Source organism: Vibrio renipiscarius, from assembly GCF_000827885.1.
GTDB lineage: Bacteria > Pseudomonadota > Gammaproteobacteria > Enterobacterales > Vibrionaceae > Vibrio > Vibrio renipiscarius.
Genome location: NZ_JTKH01000024.1, coordinates 353,421 through 374,487 on the forward strand (window position 1 = coordinate 353,421; position 21,067 = coordinate 374,487).

23 protein-coding genes are annotated in these 21,067 nt (G+C 45.3%); 7 read left to right on the forward strand and 16 right to left on the reverse strand.

Annotated features, from left to right (window positions below):
- The gene (locus OJ16_RS15180) at positions 1-702 is read right to left on the reverse strand and encodes an SURF1 family protein (RefSeq protein ID WP_236688452.1); all 702 of its coding nucleotides are present in this window, start codon (positions 700-702) and stop codon (positions 1-3) included.
- A 61-nt stretch (positions 703-763) separates the two neighbouring features.
- On the opposite strand from OJ16_RS15180, the gene OJ16_RS15185 reads away from it, so the two are divergent.
- Positions 764-997 (forward strand): DUF2909 family protein, encoded by a 234-nt coding sequence (locus OJ16_RS15185; RefSeq protein WP_040992090.1) that lies wholly within the window; start codon positions 764-766, stop codon positions 995-997.
- Between the two features lie 9 nt (positions 998-1,006).
- On the opposite strand, the gene OJ16_RS15190 is transcribed toward OJ16_RS15185, so the two are convergent.
- The 4 genes from OJ16_RS15190 to coxB are packed head-to-tail and all read right to left on the reverse strand — an operon-like array spanning position 1,007 to position 5,325.
- On the reverse strand, positions 1,007-1,891 hold the full coding sequence (locus OJ16_RS15190; RefSeq protein WP_040992091.1) for a cytochrome c oxidase subunit 3: 885 nt from the start codon (positions 1,889-1,891) through the stop codon (positions 1,007-1,009).
- On the reverse strand, positions 1,888-2,547 hold the full coding sequence (locus tag OJ16_RS15195) for a cytochrome c oxidase assembly protein (protein WP_040992092.1): 660 nt from the start codon (positions 2,545-2,547) through the stop codon (positions 1,888-1,890). Before OJ16_RS15195 ends, OJ16_RS15190 begins: the two co-directional genes overlap by 4 nt.
- Before the next feature lie 10 nt (positions 2,548-2,557).
- Entirely contained in the window at positions 2,558-4,198 is a 1,641-nt protein-coding gene (ctaD, locus tag OJ16_RS15200; protein WP_040992093.1) for a cytochrome c oxidase subunit I, read from the reverse strand.
- On the reverse strand, positions 4,195-5,325 hold the full coding sequence (gene coxB, locus OJ16_RS15205; RefSeq protein ID WP_052810391.1) for a cytochrome c oxidase subunit II: 1,131 nt from the start codon (positions 5,323-5,325) through the stop codon (positions 4,195-4,197). Before coxB ends, ctaD begins: the two co-directional genes overlap by 4 nt.
- A 370-nt stretch (positions 5,326-5,695) precedes the next feature.
- On the opposite strand from coxB, the gene OJ16_RS15210 reads away from it, so the two are divergent.
- Positions 5,696-7,399, forward strand: a complete 1,704-nt coding sequence (locus OJ16_RS15210) for a phospho-sugar mutase (RefSeq protein WP_040992095.1) — start codon at positions 5,696-5,698, stop codon at positions 7,397-7,399.
- A gap of 81 nt (positions 7,400-7,480) precedes the next feature.
- Here OJ16_RS15210 and OJ16_RS15215 read toward each other — a convergent pair whose 3' ends face one another.
- A complete protein-coding gene (locus OJ16_RS15215; protein WP_040992096.1) occupies positions 7,481-8,116 on the reverse strand; it encodes a LysE family translocator in 636 nt (211 codons plus the stop codon).
- Between the two features lie 253 nt (positions 8,117-8,369).
- On the opposite strand from OJ16_RS15215, the gene OJ16_RS20065 reads away from it, so the two are divergent.
- Genes OJ16_RS20065 through OJ16_RS15225 form a run of 3 tightly spaced genes read left to right on the forward strand, consistent with a single transcriptional unit; the run spans position 8,370 to position 9,617 of the window.
- Positions 8,370-8,507: a hypothetical protein gene (locus OJ16_RS20065; protein WP_160289869.1), complete on the forward strand. Its 138-nt coding sequence runs from the start codon at positions 8,370-8,372 to the stop codon at positions 8,505-8,507.
- 1 nt (position 8,508) lies between these two features.
- The gene (locus tag OJ16_RS15220; RefSeq protein ID WP_040992097.1) at positions 8,509-9,306 is read left to right on the forward strand and encodes an AzlC family ABC transporter permease; all 798 of its coding nucleotides are present in this window, start codon (positions 8,509-8,511) and stop codon (positions 9,304-9,306) included.
- Positions 9,303-9,617 (forward strand): AzlD domain-containing protein, encoded by a 315-nt coding sequence (locus OJ16_RS15225; protein WP_040992098.1) that lies wholly within the window; start codon positions 9,303-9,305, stop codon positions 9,615-9,617. Before OJ16_RS15220 ends, OJ16_RS15225 begins: the two co-directional genes overlap by 4 nt.
- 118 nt (positions 9,618-9,735) lie before the next feature.
- Here OJ16_RS15225 and OJ16_RS15230 read toward each other — a convergent pair whose 3' ends face one another.
- On the reverse strand, positions 9,736-10,350 hold the full coding sequence (locus OJ16_RS15230) for a fumarylacetoacetate hydrolase family protein (protein ID WP_040992099.1): 615 nt from the start codon (positions 10,348-10,350) through the stop codon (positions 9,736-9,738).
- Between the two features lie 155 nt (positions 10,351-10,505).
- Positions 10,506-11,510, reverse strand: a complete 1,005-nt coding sequence (locus tag OJ16_RS15235) for a porin (RefSeq protein ID WP_040992100.1) — start codon at positions 11,508-11,510, stop codon at positions 10,506-10,508.
- Between the two features lie 669 nt (positions 11,511-12,179).
- Between OJ16_RS15235 and cspE the strand changes: the two genes are divergently transcribed.
- Positions 12,180-12,392 carry a transcription antiterminator/RNA stability regulator CspE gene (gene cspE, locus OJ16_RS15240; protein WP_040992101.1) on the forward strand — a complete coding sequence of 71 codons (213 nt, stop codon included), beginning with the start codon at positions 12,180-12,182 and terminating at the stop codon, positions 12,390-12,392.
- Positions 12,393-12,577: 185 nt separating this feature from the next.
- Here the strand turns inward: cspE and OJ16_RS15245 are convergent, their stop codons facing one another.
- The 8 genes from OJ16_RS15245 to OJ16_RS15280 form a co-directional block, all read right to left on the reverse strand.
- Entirely contained in the window at positions 12,578-13,204 is a 627-nt protein-coding gene (locus OJ16_RS15245; protein ID WP_040992102.1) for a DsbA family protein, read from the reverse strand.
- A gap of 139 nt (positions 13,205-13,343) precedes the next feature.
- Positions 13,344-14,213: a patatin-like phospholipase family protein gene (locus OJ16_RS15250; protein WP_040992103.1), complete on the reverse strand. Its 870-nt coding sequence runs from the start codon at positions 14,211-14,213 to the stop codon at positions 13,344-13,346.
- A gap of 174 nt (positions 14,214-14,387) precedes the next feature.
- Entirely contained in the window at positions 14,388-15,026 is a 639-nt protein-coding gene (gene pcp, locus OJ16_RS15255; protein ID WP_040992104.1) for a pyroglutamyl-peptidase I, read from the reverse strand.
- A gap of 8 nt (positions 15,027-15,034) precedes the next feature.
- On the reverse strand, positions 15,035-15,940 hold the full coding sequence (locus OJ16_RS15260) for a DUF979 domain-containing protein (RefSeq protein ID WP_040992105.1): 906 nt from the start codon (positions 15,938-15,940) through the stop codon (positions 15,035-15,037).
- A 2-nt stretch (positions 15,941-15,942) separates the two neighbouring features.
- On the reverse strand, positions 15,943-16,665 hold the full coding sequence (locus OJ16_RS15265; protein ID WP_040992106.1) for a DUF969 domain-containing protein: 723 nt from the start codon (positions 16,663-16,665) through the stop codon (positions 15,943-15,945).
- Positions 16,666-17,373: 708 nt separating this feature from the next.
- Entirely contained in the window at positions 17,374-17,793 is a 420-nt protein-coding gene (locus OJ16_RS15270; RefSeq protein WP_152613859.1) for a hypothetical protein, read from the reverse strand.
- Between the two features lie 206 nt (positions 17,794-17,999).
- Positions 18,000-18,653 carry a winged helix-turn-helix domain-containing protein gene (locus OJ16_RS15275; protein ID WP_052810390.1) on the reverse strand — a complete coding sequence of 218 codons (654 nt, stop codon included), beginning with the start codon at positions 18,651-18,653 and terminating at the stop codon, positions 18,000-18,002.
- Positions 18,654-18,782: 129 nt separating this feature from the next.
- Positions 18,783-19,004: a DUF3820 family protein gene (locus OJ16_RS15280; RefSeq protein ID WP_040992723.1), complete on the reverse strand. Its 222-nt coding sequence runs from the start codon at positions 19,002-19,004 to the stop codon at positions 18,783-18,785.
- A 282-nt stretch (positions 19,005-19,286) separates the two neighbouring features.
- Here OJ16_RS15280 and OJ16_RS15285 point away from each other — a divergent pair, with 282 nt between their 5' ends.
- Positions 19,287-21,050 carry a choice-of-anchor I family protein gene (locus OJ16_RS15285; RefSeq protein ID WP_040992108.1) on the forward strand — a complete coding sequence of 588 codons (1,764 nt, stop codon included), beginning with the start codon at positions 19,287-19,289 and terminating at the stop codon, positions 21,048-21,050.
- Positions 21,051-21,067: the final 17 nt, after the last annotated feature.

Genomic DNA, 21,067 nt, shown 5'->3' on the forward strand with positions numbered 1-21,067 from the left:
CTATGTTTTGTCCTGCTTTTTAAGCGCAAGATAAAACCAAATAAAAGCCAATACCCCAAGAGCAAATGCCATACAAAACCATTGAACGGCGTAACCAATATGCTTGTTCGCCTTCATTGGAATCGGCTGCCAAGGTTGTACGTAGGGCCAAATTTCGCCCACTTTTTGAGGTTGAATAACAAACGCTTCAATGTTGATTTGCCAAAGGTCACTCAACTCATCAATGTTTAAATTTTGCACTCTCATCGGTTGCGTGTTTTCATGCATTAATTGCTGACTTAATGGATTAATTGAACGGAAATACACACGCCCCTCTCCGTTATATGCTTGGTTCAACCAATCGATGCTTGGCAAGATCGCGCGATTTTTGTCGCCTTCCACAAAGCCTCTTTCAAGCAACACAAAATGACCGCTCAACGTTTGCATCAACTGCAAGGCTAAATACCCCACTTTGCCATCCACAATCTGATTATCCAGTAACAAATACCTTCCTTTAACCGGCATTGAATGAAAATAAACGGGCCGTCCAGTCAATCCTTTATCCACCCCATTGGGGCTTTGCCTTACCGACTCAATAACGCTCGACAAAGCTATGGCCGTTTGGGTTTGATTGCGCTGTAAGAGATCCTGAATCGCTTGCTTTTGCTCAGCGCGACTTAACTGCCAAAAACCCAAGTTGACCAATATCGATATCGCAGCCACAGTTATGAAGAATCCCAACCAAAATGATGGTTGTTTAAGTAACCGGTTAAAGGACAACACCATGGTCTTTATCTTCAAATTACTGCTGATCTTGCTACTGCTTTTTATCATTGCCAACCTCGCCAAAGCACTCATCGAAATGGTTAAGTCACCTGATGAAGACGACGAAGAATCCGAACAACCTTCAATGAGCCACTACCTCGGAAAACGCGTTGTTCTTTCTGCGCTTGCCGTCATTTTGCTGATTTTGGCGCTGCTAACTGGGTTTATAGAGCCGAATATACGGCCTTATTAAATTCATCGCTTACAGCACGTAGACGAAAACAAATAGACACAACCAAACCACATCAACAAAGTGCCAGTACCAACTGCCCGCCTGAAAAGCAAAATGATCTTTTGGGGTAAAATGGTCTTTCGCCACCCGGGCTAACAAAATGATAAGAAAAATCGTCCCCATACAGACATGTAAACCATGGAAACCCGTCAATAGGAAGAATGTGTTGCCGTAAATCCCTGCATCTAAAGTCAGTCCCAGCTCTTCATAAGCGTGGATGTATTCCGCGGCCTGAAAATAAAGAAAGAAGAACGCCAGCACGATGGTAATTTCCAACCACACGATCAAAGCCATGCGCTTGTTTTTTTCCAAGCTGACATGCGCCATATGTAACGTGACCGAAGAGAGCAGCAAGATAATGGTATTTTTAAGGGGTATCCCACTCCAAGCCATCGCCATGGTTGAAGTGCCATCAGGGGTGGTTGTTAATGGCCAAATCGCTTCAAATGCCGGCCATAGAACCTCATGCGTCATGGCGTTATTGCTTGCCCCACCCAACCAAGGTACCGAGATCATTCGTGCATAAAATAGCGCGCCAAAAAATGCGCCAAAAAACATGAATTCCGAAAAGATAAACCAGCTCATGCCCTGTCGAAAAGATCGCGATAATTGTGGCGAGTAATAGCCGCTCATCGACTCCGTGATGACATTGCTAAACCAGCCAGACAACACGTAAAGTAAAAATAAGAAACCAAAACCCAGCACGATTTTAGAAAAGACACTCGCACTGCCCCCCTCCGCCATTGTCTGCACTGTTAACCCTGCGCCCACAGCAATTAGAAAGAGCGCGATCGCCGCGACAATCGGCCAACTACTTTGTGCGGGCACATAATAAGATTGAGGTTTGGAACTCATTGTATCGCTCCTTTTTGGCCAACATCTTCCAGCAAGGTCATTGACGGTGAGATCTGGGCGGTATCCTCTGGCCCATGATTACCTTCAGTGCCTTCTGGATCTTTTGGCGTAATGTCGTAAAGTGTGTAAGACAGCGTTAAGGTGTGAATGGAGGAAGGAATGTCTCGCTCGATGTAAAAAATCAGTGGCATGTCCACCGCGCTTTTGGCATCAAGTGGTTGCTTGTTAAAACAAAAACATTCCACTTTATTAAAGTAGCTCGCCCCCATTCCCGGCGACACCGAAGGGACGGCTTGCCCTATAACGGTCTTGTTCGCGCGGTTAAACGCATAGTATGAAGTTTGGATAACTTCCCCGGGATGCACATCCATACTCGTGACCTTGGGCTTAAACTCCCAGGGCATCGCTGGATTTGGATGAGCGATAAACTCCACTCGTACCGTGCGGGACGTGTCAGGACTTAAAGCCAAAGGCTGAGCCACGGCCTCACGATTGGTCTTACCGTTGATCCCTAGCGCATCGCACATAATGTCGTACAGCGGAACAAGAGCAAAACCAAACCCAAACATCGCTAGCGTCGCGATAAGCAATTTCGTCGTTAGAACCTTATTCGCCTTGCGCTGTGTACTCTTATCTCCACGCTTATGATCATCCATTGTTATGGCCTCAATCGATTTTCGGTGGTGTTGAGAAGGTGTGATGTGGTGCAGGGCTTGGCACCGTCCATTCCAATCCTTCCGCTCTTTCCCACGGCTTTGCGGGGGCTTTCTCTCCACCGCGTATGCACTTAATCACGACCCATAAGAACAGCAATTGCGATAAACCAAACGCAAAACCACCTATCGAAACAATCTGGTTCACATCCGCAAACTGAATCGCGTAGTCAGGGATCCGTCTTGGCATACCCGCAAGGCCAAGAAAATGCATTGGGAAAAACAGCACATTGACGGAAATAATGGAGGTCCAGAAATGCCATAAGCTCAGTCTTTGGTCATACATGTGCCCTGTCCACTTCGGCAGCCAGTAGTAAGCGGCCGCCATAATGGAGAATACGGCACCCGAGACCAAGACATAATGGAAATGCGCCACCACAAAATAGGTGTCATGGTATTGGAAATCAGCAGGCACTATCGCCAACATTAAGCCCGATAATCCCCCAATGGTGAATAACACAATGAAGGCGATGGCAAACAACATCGGCGTTTCAAATGTCATGGCTCCACGCCACATCGTCGCCACCCAGTTAAAGACTTTCACCCCTGTCGGCACCGCAATCAACATGGTGCAATACATAAAGAAGAGTTCGGCAAATACGGGCATCCCTGTTGTGAACATGTGATGGGCCCAAACCAAAAACGACAAGAGAGCGATACTGCACGTGGCGTACACCATCGAATGATAACCAAAGAGTTTTTTACCGCTAAATGCAGGGATAATCGCCGAAATGATACCAAATGACGGCAAAATCATAATGTACACTTCTGGGTGTCCGAAGAACCAGAAAATATGCTGGAACATCACGGGATCACCGCCCCCAGCCGCATCAAAAAATGACGTCCCAAAATACTTATCCGTCAACACCATTGTCACGGCACCCGCTAACACTGGCATTACTGCAATCAATAAGAATGCGGTGATAAGCCATGTCCATACAAACAATGGCATTTTGAACCAAGTCATTCCCGGCGCGCGCATGTTAACGATGGTCACAATGACATTGATCGCCCCCATGATGGAGCTGATCCCCATGATATGGACAGAAAAGACGAACAATGCGGTACTATCCGGTCCATAGGTTGTCGAAAGTGGCGCATAGAACGTCCAGCCAAAATCAGGACCACCGCCCGCCGTAAAGAGAGAACCAATCAAGATGGCGAAGGCAAAAGGAAGAATCCAAAAACTGAGGTTATTCATGCGGGGCAGCGCCATATCTGGCGCACCGATCATCAGCGGTATCATCCAGTTAGCTAATCCGGTAAAGGCTGGCATCACGGCCCCAAATACCATGATCAGCCCATGAACGGTCGTCATTTGGTTAAAAAACTGTGGTTCGACAAGCTGCAATCCCGGTTGAAAAAGCTCAGCGCGAATAATCATCGCCATGGCGCCACCGGTGAAGAACATGATCAAACTAAACCACAAATACAGGGTGCCAATATCTTTGTGGTTGGTAGAGTAAACCCAACGAGCGAAACCTTTTGGCGTATGATGATCGTCATGATCCAACGTCGCCGTCGAATTGGCACGACTCAGATCGGCATCGGCGACGGGGGAAGATTTAGTCGGATGAGGAGTCTTGGTTTTCATTCGGCCTCCTTGCCTTCAGCTTGTTTCTTAAAGGCATTGATATCTGCCGCTTGAACGACATCGCCCGTATTATTATCAAATCCATTGCGTTGATAGGTGAGCACGGCAGCAATCTCTTGCTCGGTCAATTGGTTGCTGAATGATTGCATCGCCGAACCGGCAACACCGTTCACAATGGTGCTAATGTGAATATCGAGATCGCCCGTTGCAACCGGGCTGCCTTTAATCGCAGGAAATGCGCCCGGAATACCTTCACCGTTGGCTTGATGGCACACTGCGCAACGTTCTACATAGATTTTTTCACCCATCGGCATCAGTTCTTCCAGTGTTAATGCACTGCCCAATGCCGCTGCGGCTTCTTCTTTGGCTTGCGCGATCTGTATTTTTTGTTCCGCTAACCAATTGTCGTAGTCGTCCTCTTCCATTGCATGTACAACGATGGGCATGAAGCCATGGGCACGACCACACAATTCTGCACATTGGCCACGATACACCCCAGGCTTGTCAATGCGCGTCCACGCCTCATTAATAAAGCCGGGGATGGTGTCTTTCTTAACCGCAAAATCGGGCACCCACCAAGAATGGATGACATCATCAGAAGTCATTAAAAAGCGGATCTTACGGTTGATGGGCAGCACGAGAGGGTTATCGACTTCCAATAGATAATGTGCGCCTTTTGCTTCAAGACCATCAATTTGTTTTTGACTGGTGGCAAGCAAACTAAAGAACTCGACCTCTTCACCAAAGTAGCTGTAATGCCACTTCCATTGGGAACCGGTAATTTTGACGGTCAGATCAGATTGGCTGGTGTCTTCCATTGCCACCAAGGTTTTGGTCGCCGGTATTGCCATGGCGATCAAGATAATGATCGGTATCACAGTCCAAATAATTTCTACTTTGGTACTTTCGTGAAAATGTGCGGCAACGGCACCCTTCGACTTACGATGCCTAAAAATCGAGTAGAACATGGCGCCAAACACCACCAAGGCGATCGCACAACAGATGTAGAAAATCAGCATATGCAGCTCATAAACCTGCCCACTGATTTGTGTCACACCCTGTGTCATATTGAGTGCTTGTTCTTCAGCGACGACTGAAGATGTCCAAACCATCGCACCCATTTTCATAGTCAGCGACAGCCATGCTGGTATTCTCTTCAAAAGAGCTCTCCTCTGCTTCTGCTCAGTTAAGCGCGAAGGCGAAAGGTTCAATCACTTTTACGTAGAACATCAGAAGATCTGCTCAACGTCCATTTGCGCTTTTTCTTGCTTTCCATGCGTGCTACTTAGACTTCCCCTACCAATAAACGAAGAAAATTTATTCGCTGGAATTCACCTAAAACCGACGCAATTTGTTATATTTATGTTAACCAATGCTAGTTATCGATTTATAAATGTGCAAGAAAGTGCAATAACAAAGTGATTTAGCGATTGCGCTCTCGCAAATGATAAGCAATATCACCTAAGATAAATTTAACGTCTCAAATAGGTAATCACGATGACAGAAAAAATGACGCAGTGGCTGGCGCTCGATCCAGACCCAAAAACACGTGAAGAATTGCAACGTTTAATCGCTGAAAATCAGCAAAACGAATTAGAAGATAGGTTTCGCAGCCGATTAGAATTTGGAACCGCGGGGCTGCGTGGAAAAGTCGGATGCGGCCCTAACAGAATGAATCGTCTCGTGATTCAGCAAACCGCTTGTGGACTGGGACACTACTTACAAAGCCAATTTAGCGATGCCAATGAGCGTGGTGTCGTGATTGGCTATGATGGCCGAACGGATTCCAAACAATTTGCTCATGATACGGCGGCAGTGTTAGCGCAATTGGGCATCAAGGTTTATTTAACCTATGATGTCGCCGCGACACCGATCGTCGCGTTTGGGGTGAATTACCTCAATACCGTCGCCGCTGTTGTCGTAACCGCAAGCCATAACCCACCGGAATATAACGGCTTTAAGGTGTACTGGGAAAATGGCGCACAAATTATTCCGCCTCATGATTCAGGTATCGCCGCTTGCATCGACGCCGTCGCTAGCCAACCCATTTCGTTGCTTTCGCTTGAAGATGCACAGCAACAAGGCAAACTAGAGTGGCTTAACGATGATTACTATCAAACTTATCGCCAAACCATGAACAGCAACACTTTGCTTACCAATCACACCCAGCCGGACGCCATTGGCATTGCTTATACCGCCATGCACGGCGTAGGGGCTCGAATGGCCGAAACACTGCTTGCTGATGCCGGATTTAGCAAAGTTTACAGTGTAAAAGAACAACGCGAACCCGATGGTTCATTCCCTACCGTCCATTTCCCTAACCCAGAAGAGGCAGGCGCAATGGATATGGTGATCGCGCTTGCCAAGCAACATAATGCTCAATTGGCGTGTGCCAATGATCCAGATGCCGATCGCTTTGCGGTCGCAGTACAAAAACCCGATGGCGAGTATCAAATGCTCACCGGAGATCAAGTGGGATCATTGTTTGGCCATTATCTACTCAGTAAAACGGATGCCGCTAAGCAATTAGTCGGTAACACCATCGTTTCCTCAAGCCTATTAAGCAAAATTGCGGCAGCACATGGCGCGGAATATTTCCAAACGCTGACTGGTTTTAAGTGGCTAACCAACATCGCAATGGAAAGGCAGTCCGAAGATCATCAATTCTTGTTCGCTTATGAAGAAGCGTTGGGCTATACCGTCGGCAGTAAAGTTTGGGATAAAGATGGTTTATCGGCACTCGTCGCTTTTGCTCAACTGAGTGCCGAGCTCTACAGCCAAGGAAAAACGATTTGGGATCAATTAGAAAGTCTCTATCGCCAACATGGCATTGTCGTCAATGCACAGCGAAGTATTGCGCTTGCACCCAATTCCCCACCTGTCGGAGATAAACTACGTTCATTGCCTCCAACGGCGATCGCTGGGCAAACAGTTGAGATCATTGAAGATCTTAAGAGCCAACGTCGTTACTTTACCGATGGTCGTATTGAAGAAATCAATTTACCCCGCAGCGACGTGTTGATTTACCACCTCTCTGCAGGCGCGCGGGTGATCGTCAGACCATCAGGCACTGAGCCAAAATTGAAATGTTACTATGAAGTCGTTGAGCCTTTTTCAGCGAGTGATGATTATGCTGTATCACTTGAAAAAGCCCAATTATCGATGGATATGCTCATTGCAGAGCATCAACATATGATTTAAATGAACGACAATGTCGTCAAAAAAAGCAGAAAAGCATGAACTTTGTGCCTTTCTGCTTTTTTGTTTGTTGCCCACAACAGACTAAGCTTGGAAAAAGCTTTTCAGCATCCATAAAGCCAGCACTAGAAAGATCCCGCCCATAAATTTATGTTGGTACGTTCTAAATTTTGCATTTTCAAGCAAGCCTTTACCCATTGTGCCAACTAAAGCCACCAGCAACAGATTAAAGATCAATCCCAGCACAGTCAGCACTAAGCCTAACGCCAGCATCTGTTCGCCAGAAGTCGCCGTAACTTTGGTGGAGACAAACTGAGGTAAAAACATGACAAAAAACACCAATGCTTTTGGATTGAGTAGGTTACTCACCAATGCTCGTTGGTAGAATTTGCTCGCCATTTTGTTTTGGATATCAAGCTCTGGTGCATCGACGCCTTGAGAGCGGATACAGTCCCAACCCATTTTGAGAAGGTACGCACCACCTAGCAGGTGCAGTGCTTTCAAAGCCATTGGACTCATCGCAATCAACGCCGAGACACCCAGTGCTGCAAGCATCGTTAAGATAATCCCCGATGTGGCATTACCCAAGCTGGCGAAAATCCCCACTCGGCGACCATAACTCATACTGGAACTGGCAATAAGTAACATATCTGGCCCAGGAAGAAGTAAAAGGGCTAAGACTGCGGTCAGATAAACCGGCAGAATAGAGATATCAATCATGATTATTAGTTGTAGTTCAACAAAAGGTCGTGGATTTTATATTGCTTCAAAATCAATATCTAGACTTTATCGCTGAAATAAAGAACATTTTAAGAAGGAACCACATCCAAAACCCACAACATCAATAACCTAGAGTTTAAGTGACTAAAAATTGCACTGATCGTATAGTGGATAACGAACAAATTTGCACAGCATTGTTGTTAGCGATCCTCTAGGCTAGCAACCACTCATACAGCAAGGAGCGCTGTTTGCCATGGCAGATGACCATTTTAAAGAGAGCGATAAGTGTCGAGTGGCCCAAGAGCGCGTTGGCTTAGAATCGACCAAGGCGCAATCGCGAAAAGCCAAGCTAAGCCAAGCCAAGCCAAGCCAAGCCAATAAGGATGTATGACATGGACGAACCTAACCACGGCCAAAACGAAAATAGTAAGTCAGACAGTAAAACAACCAATAACAGCGATACGCCCAATAACGTACTCGATCCGGGCTCATCAAATGAGCCATTAAACAATCGACAACGGTTTCTACAAGGATGCTTAGCCATGGTGCCACTCAGTGTCGCCGTGATTCCTTGGGGGCTATTGGCAGGATCGTACGCCATTGAGTCGGGACTCAACCCAATCGAGAGCCAAGCGTTATCCGCTATTTTATTCGCAGGATCCGCGCAGCTTGTTGCGACTGGAATGATCAAAGCGGGCGCCGGTATTACGACACTCTTGCTTACCACCCTATTTATCACCTCGAGACACTTTCTGTATAGCGTCTCAATGCGTGGCACCATCGGTAAACTGCCGCTGCGCTGGCGTCTATCATTAGGTTTTCTGCTCACCGATGAGCTATTCGCCATTTGCGGTAATCAGTCAGAAAAACGCTTTGAACCTTGGTATGCACTCGGCGCAGGGCTGAGCTTTTACCTTTGTTGGAATTTGGCGACCTTAATAGGCATTGTAGCCGGCAGCTATATCCCCGCGCTGAACGAGCTTGGGTTAGAGTTTGCCGTCGCAGCAACGTTTATTGCCTTAGTTGTACCTAATGTGAAAAATTCGCCAACCTTAGCAGCCGTAACAATGGCATTGCTGCTCTCTATCACACTGAATCTTTTCCAGGTTGAAGGGGCATTAATGCTCGCCAGCCTTGGGGGGATGTTAACTGGCTATTTGGTAGAAACTTTACGAGGAGAACCAGCATGATATTACTAGCCATTTTTGCTATGGCTGGATTGGTATTTTTCAGCCGTTATGTGTTTCTCGAACCTAAGTTACCGTTGCGTCTCGCGCCACAAGTGCAGCGTATTCTTAGCTATTCGGGTCCGGCCGTGCTAACCGCCATTCTTGCACCGATCGTGTTTTTACCTGAAGGTGAGTTGTGGCTAGCCCCAACGAATCCATACTTACTTTGTGCCGTGTTAGCAGCGATACTGATCTATAAAACCGCCAATGTGCTACTGACGACCGTTGTCAGCATGGTGGTTTTTTTACTGCTGAATAATCTGATTTTTTGACCGATGTGACTTAAAAGGTCACTTCACCTGTGAGCAACCAAAACAACGACAGCAGCATAAGCAGAAAAACATATCGCCAGCAAAAGCTGGCGATATGTTTTCAATTAAAACGGTACGGTTAGTTTGCCTGCCACTCGATTTCGATCAGTGTTTTCCCCGCATGGTTCAAGCGGCCAAGGAACACATCTCCTGCCTGCACTTCGCCAACCCCTTGTGGTGTACCGGTCATAATGACATCGCCATCACATAAGGTGGTGTAGCTTTTCAATTCAGACATTATCGTCAATGGCGAATAAATCATCTGCTTCACACTACCGCGCTGTACGCGCACACAGTTAATAAACAGCTCAATCTCAAGTTCATCGAGTGACAAACCCGCTAAAGGAATGAATCGGCTGAATACCGCAGAGCCATCAAACGCTTTCGCTCGCTCCCACGGTAAGCCTTTTTGTTTGAGTTCCGATTGAAGCTGACGCTTAGTCAAATCAAGACCAATCCCCACCGCAGACAACTGCCCTTTCTGCACGACGAAACAAATTTCACCTTCGTAGTGCAACGTTTCTTGGTGGTATGCATTGAGTTGAGTTGCAATCGCGGTTGACGGTTTGTTGAAGACCACCATTTGCTGAGGAATGACATTATTCAATTCTTTAATATGATCTAAGTAGTTTCGGCCAACACATAACACCTTCGTCGGTGATAGTGTCTTTCCGTCAACAATAATTGAGTGCATGCCTTCTTCCCTAAACCAATAGTGAGGGCATAGTTTAGCTAAACTAAATAAGTGGAAAACAAAATTTGCTTTTCATAATAAAAAACTCAGAGCTTGCGCCCATTATGAGGCAAACTCTGAGTCATTTTTATACTGCTAATTCAAGTTTTGCGGTCTTAGAAGAAGTAACGCACACCTGCAGTGTAGAAATCTTCTTCTTTAATATCCAGGTCATTACCTAGGTCGAACTGGTAGCCAGCGAATACCATCAAACCCGACGCAACCGTATATTCGGCTTGCAAAGCACTTTGGCTGTACTGTGTCTTGCTGTCCTTATCATCTTCTACCGATTCGTAGTTCACACTAAGGTTCAAACCATTAGCAAGACCAAATGCTAAGAGCGCTTCATATTGATAAGATTCTGCAAGCAGTTCTTTGTTCGCGTTCGTGAAAAAGTGTTCATTTTTACCCATAACACCCGCGAGGTATAGGCCTTTACCGTATGAACCGTAGTTGACAGAAACAAGGTGTGATTCCGCTTTACCGCTGTCGACATCACCACCATTGTACGTATAGCCAACACCAACACCGGCAAAATCACCACTTACCGCAATCTGGCCTCGCGTATCGTAGTTATTTTTTTGTTTACCCTGCCAACCCAAACCAATATTCAACGAAATATCGCTACTCACAACCAATGTATTTCTGTAGCTCACCATTTTTTCTGCACGAGCTGAACCTAAGTTATATTGGTCGGAATATAAAAAATCGTTGGCAAATGCAATCGGTAAATCGGCAACACCACCTACATCATAGTATGGTGACCACTGAGTACCAACAACCGCACGCCCCGCTTTTTCATGCGTGACGCCAATATAGCCGAGTCGAGTCGCAAACGAGTTATCACCACCATCTAAATAGTTGAGTGACCATTCACCTTTTGCATCGACAGTTACGCCATCGCCGATCTCTTTTTTGCCTTCCACATTCAAACGAGGTGAAACCTGATGAACTTGAGTTTCAGGATCATCACCATAAGAACCATACTTACCGACACCCACATCAACGTAACCACCGACGGCGAGTGAAGTTCCATCGCCGCTGTACACTTGCGCGGCAAAAGCACTGGTTGAAGCGATAAAGGTTGATGCCACTGCAATGGCTAAGCTTTTTATTTTCATCATTATGTCCCTATCTATGTGATAGTTGTTTTTATTCACGTATTGAATGCAACACGCAGCTACCCAATAAAAACTAGTAATAAAAATGCAACTTTCAAATAGACGAAATGAGCTTATTTTGCGAAGCGCAAGAATAAATAAGGATTGAGGGCATAGACACATTATTTAAGTCTATAAATTAAAAGGGAAAAATATTTACGATGAATTCAATGGGGGACTAAACAAGCAAACGAATGATTTTTGTTCTTCATTTCAATTACGTGACAGCTCGCACACAATGCTTAACCCAAATACTCGTTCATCCGCATGATTAACACTTCAATATGACGGTCATCCAACACCTAATGACCGTCCTTTAGATTTATTGCTCTCTTACATAAATTGAACGATAAACAGCGCTTGAAACTGGCCTTTTTTTCAGCAAAAAATTTGCTTAATACAAAGCTATTACTAAACTTAGAACGGAGTTGTGATGATGGCTTACTGACGAGTCAAATTCCTCTCCCTCAATTAATGAGAGCTATTAATGCAATACACAAGTACAGTTTTATCACAGTCACCTTTCGAACTTCTTCGTTTAAGCCCTGCGACAACTCTACCTTGATAAATCATCTAATAGCTTAAATTCACGCTTAGTTTTATATTATTGATAATGAACTCGAGGTATACATGTCTGGAAAAGTGACTGGTTCCGTAAAGTGGTTTAACGAAACAAAAGGTTTTGGTTTCATCTCTCAAGATGATGGTGGTGCCGATGTTTTTGTTCACTTCAGAGAGATTGTGTCAGATGGTTTCAAAACGCTGACGGAAGGACAAAAAGTGTCTTTTAACGTAGAGCAAGGTCCAAAGGGCCCTCAAGCGACACAAGTAACCCCAATTTGATGATTTCAATAGCGCGATGAAACCGTCGCGCTATTATTCTTTTTTGGAATGCGATCCCCCCACTCCCTGATTTTCATTCCATGATCACGACTTAAGCATGCTCCCTACGCAAGTATGAGCGCTACCTATGGATGATCGCTACCTAAGCATCCGTACTCCCCACGATCACAGCCTAAGAATGATCGTTACCTAAGTAAGCATTCAATGATCTGCTTTGTTGGCTCAGCATGATGGTAATCAATCGGTAATTCAGTGATCTCGCCTTGTCGTTCAAGAAACAGCGAAGGAAAACTGTTCCCTCCAATCATTCTGGCTTGATGAATTTCATCGAGTAATTGTTGGTTCAGCTGATCTGATTCCATGTCCGCTTTAAATTGGTCATGATCCAAATGCAGTTCTTTTGCCAACTGCAATAATATCGAAGTATCGCTGGGATTGAGTGCTCGTAAGTAATATGCCTGTTGAATCGCAGAAATCATTGTGCGCTCGGCGTTTTGATTTCGTGCCGCAATCACCGCTCGGCACGCCGGATAAGTCGACCGTCTCGGAATGTTCTCTCGCCAAAAGTCATAATTAAACGGCGTTTTTAATTCCTGTTCAATTTTATGCCAATACGATGCAATAACCCGCTGCTGCTCGAGTGGCATCGGCTCATCGCTGTCTGCAGCCAATCCACCAACAAGATAGCGAATGGTCAATTGTGTTGGCCACTGCTGCGCAAGCATTTGCTGCAATTGTTGCCATACCGGCTGATAACCCCAGCACCATGAGCACATGGGATCGTGCACATAATAGAGTGTACTTTGATTCATCCTCTCTCCTTATTGCCACTGCTTACGGTAAGCGATAGGCATTTTATCGGGATGCGGTGATTGCGAGGCGTCGGCAGAACAGAAAACCTCTATAACGAACAGACAGAACGCAATAGAGACTTCCTTAAAGGCATTGCCATCACAGCGCTAAATGTCGATTATCTCGAGTAAAGAAATCAATCCCTTCGTCGCGCGCAATGTGCATTTCACCTGCATTGATGCCCATTTGATATCCTTCATCCAAAATCGATTGATTCATGGTTAAACGCTTCACCGAAAACTCTTCTGGCGGTGCAATGATATGAATAGTGGCATCTTCTGGCGGGTTCCGAATAAACGCCAAGGATTGATTGTAGTTTTCTGCGCGAACAAGCATCGATTCGGCAATACGTGGGTATTGCGCGAGTAGACGCTTCATCAGCCAAGCTGCACGCATCGGTTTCATCTCGAAACTTAATGGATGGGACAAAACAACCGTGATCTCGCGCGCGCCACGTCGGTAGGCTTCTTTCACTGGGATTGAATCTGCGACCCCACCATCGGTGTAACAACCTCCCGAAAAACACGGCGGCGTTCGATAAGCAATGGGAAGAGCGGTGGTGGCTTCAATCACCGATTCGAGATTACAAGGCGTTAATTGAAAATAATCGGCGTGGCCGGTGTCCACATTGGTCGCGGCAGCAATCATTGGCGTTTGAAATAGCCGTGCGTGATCTAATGGATAGAGGCGATTTGACTCTTCTATTAGCCATTTTACGTCGACTAAATCTCCGCCACGGGCAAAACGTGAGCGGTTAAAAAATTGCTTATCGGTCGCCAGCTGTGTGATGACGTTATAACTGCGGCCCGGCGCGTGTGATAAATACCCTAACAAGTTAGAGGCGCCGGCAGAGACACCAATCGCAAAATCATACGGTTTGAATTCTTGCGCCATAAATGCATCTAAAACACCACATGCGAAGATACCTCGCATCGCCCCACCTTCCACCACTAAAGCTGTTTTACTCATCTTTTATCTCAATTGTCTCTATTGGGGATAGAATACTTGACTATGTGCAGCCACTCTAATCGCTTATTTTTATCAGTTTAATGCGTTAAATCTATCGTCTCTATAATCATAAGCCTATTTCGATAAAAAAATACCCGCACAAAGCGGGTATTAATATTTTACTAAACAGGTTTTCTAGCAGATTTGACCTGCGCCGATCGCGATATCTTGCGGGTTATCAATCGTCGCTTGAGCCACCAAACGTAATCCTTCGGCAATCACATCCAAAGACATGGTAGCTTGATTGCCTAGCGTATCCTGCTCTGGCAACAATGGAATGTGAACAAAACCATGGCCGATGTTCTTATCACGAAGATAGTGTTGTACGCCGTAGAACAAGTGGTTACATACAAACGTACCCGCTGTGTTTGAAACTTGACAAGGAATGCCATTCTCTTGCAACGTACGCGTAATCGCTTTAATTGGCAAGGTCGTAAAGTACGCATCTGGGCCATCAATAACGACTGGCTCATCAATCGGTTGATTACCACCATTATCCGGGATGCGGAAATCATCGATATTGATCGCGACTCGCTCGGGCGTGATCGCCGCTCGGCCACCAGCCTGGCCAACCGTAATAACATAATCCGGTTGATGTTTTTCAATTGCTGCAATGACGGTATCGACCGCTTCATAGCGGGTAACAGGCACATCACAGATAACAATTTCACCACCATTTAAGGTCGCATTTTCCAGTTTTTTTACGGCTTCCAACGCAGGGTTAATCGCTGCGCCGCCAAAAGGTTCAAAACCTGTAATTAGTACTTTTTTCATAAATGCTCTCAGAATGCGAAGGTGTACATAACAAAGATGTTAAAGGCTAGAATTGCTAAGCCCGGTACAATTTGAATTAGGATGACGTGGTGCTTGTTTTTAAGCTCAAGTAGCGCGGCAGGCACTATGTTGAAGTTTGCCGCCATTGGTGTCATCAGAGTACCACAGTAGCCCGACAACATACCCAACACACCGATGATCGCCGCATTACCGCCATTTTCTAAAATCAGCAGCGGGATACCAATACCCGTGGTGATTACCGCAAACGCTGCAAAGGCATTGCCCATCACAACCGTAAACAACATCATACCCACACAGTAAGCAATCACTTTCACTAACAGCATGTTCTCAGGAATCAGCATCTTAACCAATCCCGCGACGGTTTCGCCGACGCCTGCTTGGTTAAATAGGTAACCTAATGCCGCTAAGAATTGCGAAAGAATTGCCGCCCAGCCGATAGAGTCAATCAAACGACGACCTTCGCTTAAGCTGTGCATTGGGCGACTCTTAGTCACAATAAGCGCAACAACAATAGCGGCAATCGAGCTAACCCCTAAACCGACCAACGCACCTAATGACGTCAATTGACTGATCGCAACAGTACCGACAGGCACCACGATCGCTGGGAAAAACAGCCTATTTTTCAGTACTGATGCGCTTTCACGGCGCTCTTCATCTGATGTTGTGCCGTAGTTGCCAAGCCCCATAAAGCCACCTGCCGCCAAGCCGGTTAGCATCAGAACCATCACGCCGGTAATCCAATGCGGAATCATCGCACCAAAAATGAACGTCACGCCATAAATAAGCCAAAACAGACCACTACCAATACGTTTTGGATTCTGTTTATCTAAAAAAGTTTGTAGCGAGAATGCCAACAGTAAAAGACCGGTGGCTTGATATACATACTCAAGCATGTTTATTTCCCTTCTTTTGCTGGTTGTGAATCTGAATGCGTTCCAATATCGGATGCACTTGTTTTTTGGTTCAAACGCGTGCTGATAAACTTGGTATAAATCGCGAAGACGATAAACGACATAATGGCCGTTGGCAGTGCCCACAATGCCATAGTCTCGAGTTTTACCTCTAATTGGTTATCACCCATAACGCCTTTGATAAGGAGTAAACTACCCGTACCGATGAACAAGTTCTGGCTAAAGAAGTTACCGAAGTTTTCACTTGCCGCAGAAAGCGCTCGAATCGTTTGGCGTTTTTCATCGCTAAATTCTGGGGTAGATTTTTCTGCCGCCGCTTCTGACATTGGCGCAATAAGAGGACGAATCATCGCTGGATGGCCACCAATATTCAGCCCCATACCGTTGGTCAGTTTTCGCAGCGCTAAATAAGTCAGTAGGATTTTGCTGACGGATGCTTTTTTCATCGAGCCAATCAATGCTTCAGCACGTTGACGTAAGCCGTAACGCTCTAGCACACCAATCATTGGTAATACTAAAATGAACAAAGACATGTAGCGGTTTTGAGTAAAAGATTGACCAAGAGTCGATAGAATGTCCTTCACCGCGAGATCTGCTACCAAGCCAGTCGTCACACCAGCCACCAAAATCACTAATAGCGTATTTTGTTTTAACGCCAACCCCACTGTTATTATTACAATGCCAATCAATGGCCATAAATCGATCATATCGTTATCTCTTCTTCCTGTAATAGTTATACCCAAATGTCTAAAAGAGACGCAATTGTGATTTTTCTGCCTATTCCCACACCTGGCTAGCAATATAACGCCGCCGATTGGCACTCATGTACAAAGCAAAGGAATACACCAATGTCTGGCCCACAAAGAACGAATTTGTTGGCTCTTAAGATCATCGCTAAGTACAGGCAGTTATTTCATCGAATTTGGCCTCTAAAAGAACTTGGCGATCGTCTTCTCAACACGGTTTTAAACCTATATTGACAACTTGAGTATAAGGAACGAAAAAGCCGTGCTTCAATCAAAGTTTTTTGTGATTTCCACCACTTTTTGTTGTGGTAATGCGCAGTAAATGACCTCCAAACCAAGATTTGGAGACAAAATAGACAAAAAATTGCATTAACAGCAAATTGTCGAACAATAATTACACTGAGTGACAGTCTGCATGAATGATGGGATCGAAAATTGGGTGTGGAAAATACGCCTTTATCGCTAAAATTTTCTCGAATTAATAAAAAATCTCTATAAATTCCAAAGAAAAATTCGATTCATTGCGTATTTCAGGCGGTTGATATACCCAAACAACTTGAAGATGTTGATAGGCGACAAGCGAATAAAGCCTCTGAGCTTAGATACGCGATGCAATGCGGTTTGAGAGCGCCAATCGACACCTGTAACCCTCCCCAATAACCGCCTCCTTTAATATTGGCAACGTAATGCCGTGCTTTCTAGTTTGGGGGTAGAGATTCGCCCAAAAACCAAGCTGCATTGTTCATCTATATAAAACACTGAGACGTGTCGAATAGGGGTAAAGACTCCATTGCCACTTGAGATGTATTTGTTAGCGTCAATAATTTCGAATACATATTTAAAGTTTAAAGTGCCTGATCTGGAATCAGACATCGCGGCCAAACTTGCAAAATGATTTTGTGTTTCAATCAGATTACTTCGCTGTGTCGAGTGTGTTGTCCATGTGTGCCCGAGCGCTTCAATTGTGCCCACATATCTCGATTCAGCAAAATACTGCACGAGAAACATCATTGCGTTGAAGGCAATAATGCCGAATAGAATCGACATCTTACAACTTGATGCGATGCACTTCATTATCATGTTGTTCATTTAAATATTGTTTCCACGCATAAGATAGCGGCTTCTATACCCAAACAACTTGAAGATGCTGGTAGGCGACGCGAACAAAGCCTCTGAGCATAGATGCGATGAGGTTTGAGAGTGCCAGTCAACACCGCCGCAACTTCAAGTAAGACCGGTATAGGCTTATTAATACTGAATGATGAAAATACATCACGCATACAAAACGAATGATCTTAGTTTCGTTCAACAAAATGCGTTGATTTCGTACAATGCATAAAATATTTTTCTTTCTCATATACACATCGATACCCATCAATCGTGACGACGGATTTTCCATCATCTCGAGTTTCAATGTGGGGGTAAGGCGTTGAGTTAATCATCTGGTGGAAGGTGACTTTGTAGTAAAGCGCTTCAACCGCCCCCCATGTATTAAATAGCGTGAATACTGACGCTATCGCCAAAATAGTTAGCCATAAGATACTTCTCTTTGATTGAGGGACTACCGGTGATTCGGTGAGTTGTAATGGCGTCGAATCTAAATCATCACCAAGTGATAAAGTAAAATTTAGGTGGTAACCAACGCCCGGTTCATTCACTAAAATTTTTTTATCATCATCGCCAATCACTTGGCGAGTGCGGTTGATCAACTGAGGTAAACTTTCAGTTGATGTCGGCCTTGACTCCCACACATAATCAATGATTTGTTCTTTTTGTATGACTCTAGGATGCGCGTCGTATAAGCATCTAAGCAGGCGAAATTGCTTTGGCGTCAATAGTCGCAATTGAGCATTTTTAACGTTGAGATCAGGCAAAGTTGGCTTTAGATTTCGGCTGTCAACTTCCCATGCGAAAGTGCCGATAATTATAGATGTTTGAGTCGTTTCCATGGAAATAAAATCTAGAGTCAATGTATCGAGCGATCTTATACTATTGCATTAAAATTGTGAATTACATCTCGTTTTAATATTTCCATTTATGCATGTCATTAGATAGACATACGCCACTGACGATCAACTTTAGATGATGTCATACTTCAGCGGTTTGACGATCTCATCTAAGCCTTCCACTTTCAAGGCTAGGCATAACTGCATCAACGCGCCCAACTCACCTTCTGGGTAACCTTTTTTATCAAACCAAAGTAAATATTCTTCCGGTAGGTCGATCAACGCTCGACCCGCATACTTACCAAATGGCATTTGTTTGCGCGCCAACTTAATCAAATTTTCTTTATCCAACATAATCACGATAACCCGTAGCATAACGTAAACGTAAGATTACCAGAGAAGGCCACCACACCGCAGATAAATATCGAGATACCACGCTGCAAATTCACCCCCTCCTTACGCTCTTCCTTTGCCATATTAGTTTCATAAAAAGCCCATCGTAGATTCACATAAGCATCATATATTCACGTCATTAATGGTCTACCCCGCTTTATTCACATTCATCTCGTTTAACGTCATGATTGAACGAAGAGGGATTGACTGAATGGATACTTACTGACGCAACAAGGAACGGACATGACAACGCCATTAAAGGCTTTCAGTACTCTCGCACTTTCGACGCTTGCTATTGCATGCTCTAGCCAAAGCCATGCTCAAACCTTCACAACCCAATGCCAACCGCAGCCAGAGCCCATCGTTGGAAAGGCAAGCATTAGCGGACTCACTTATGTGGGTAGCGCGATCGCCGATGCCCCCTTTGATACCTCCGCCGCTGAAATCGTCAACTATGACCCTTGCACCGATAAGCTCTACGTCATCAACGCGCAAGCAAAACAGGTCGATGTGCTGAGCTTTAATGAACAAGGGCAACCGGCAAAAAGTGCCACAATCAATTTAGACAGTGCCGCAAAGCGAGCAAAGATGGCAATAGGCGCCGCGAACAGTGTGGCGATTCACAATGGTCTTGTCGCCGTGGCGATTGAAAATGCAAACAAGCAAGAAAATGGACTCATCGCGCTATACCAATCGCACGATCTTTCGTTGGTCACCACCTACCCTGCAGGTGCGTTGCCCGATATGGTGAGTTTTTCTAAGGATGGCCGCTACATTGCCAGTGCCAATGAAGGCGAACCCAGCGCTGACTATCGCGTTGACCCCAACGGCAGTGTCACCTTAATTGATCTTAAAGAAGGCCCACTCAATGCCACCGTCACACAAATTCAGTTTACTGACTTTGACAATGAACGACGCAGTGAATTCGATGACAAGGTCAGAATCTCTGGCCCTAATTCAACGGTTGCGCAAGATCTAGAACCTGAATACCTCACCTTTGCAGACAACGGGAAAATCTACGTTGCATTGCAAGAGAACAATGCAATGGCCATCATTGATGTCTCAACAGCGCGTGTCGATAAAGTCGTTGGATTGGGTGAAAAATCATGGGCAACCTCTAAACTCGATGCCTCAAACAAAGATGACATGGCTGGCCATTTCCAACACTACACACAACTGGTCGGGCTTTATATGCCTGATAGCATTGATAGCTATAGTGTTGATGGACAAACCTACCTTATTTCCGCTAACGAAGGTGATGGGCGCGAATATGGATTTGATACGACACAGGAACGTTGTGACCAGGCAGGCTTTACATGGGATGAAGACGATTACCGTGCGGACGATAAATACACCACGAAACAAGGTTTTTGTATCAGCCATACCGATGAAGTGAGAGGGAAAAAACTCAACGTGTCAGATCAACACCCTTTAGCTGAAGCCCTCAAAGATAAGAAGCAGCTCGGACGCTTAAAGGTGGTTAAGTCATCAACTAAGCTGGCCGCGCATGAGAATGTGCAAGCCTTTGGTGCGCGTTCATTTTCTATCTGGAACGAAAACGGCAAGTTGGTATTCGACAGTGGCGATCAAATCGCTCATATTGCCGCCCTGAGTGAGAAGCAACATTTTAATAGTTCAAATGACAGCAATCAAAGTGGCGACGACCGTAGTGATGATAAAGGCGCAGAGCCAGAAGCGATCGAAGTGGCTAACATTAATGGCCGCGACTATGCCTTTGTCGGTTTAGAGCGCCAAGGCGGTATTATGGTGTTTGACATTAGCCAACCCACCCAAGCTGAATTTCTGCATTATGTTAACCGCCGAGACTACACACAACCGGTATGCAGTGAGGTAGAAGACGGAGAGTGCGCGAATGGTGTCTACAATCCTTTAGCCGGTGATCTTGGCCCAGAGTCGATTCATTACTTTCATCGACATGGCCAACACTTTATTGCCGTTGGAAATGAGGTCAGTGGCACAACATCGATATTCCGCATCGAACTGTAGCCAACGTTCCCATGACT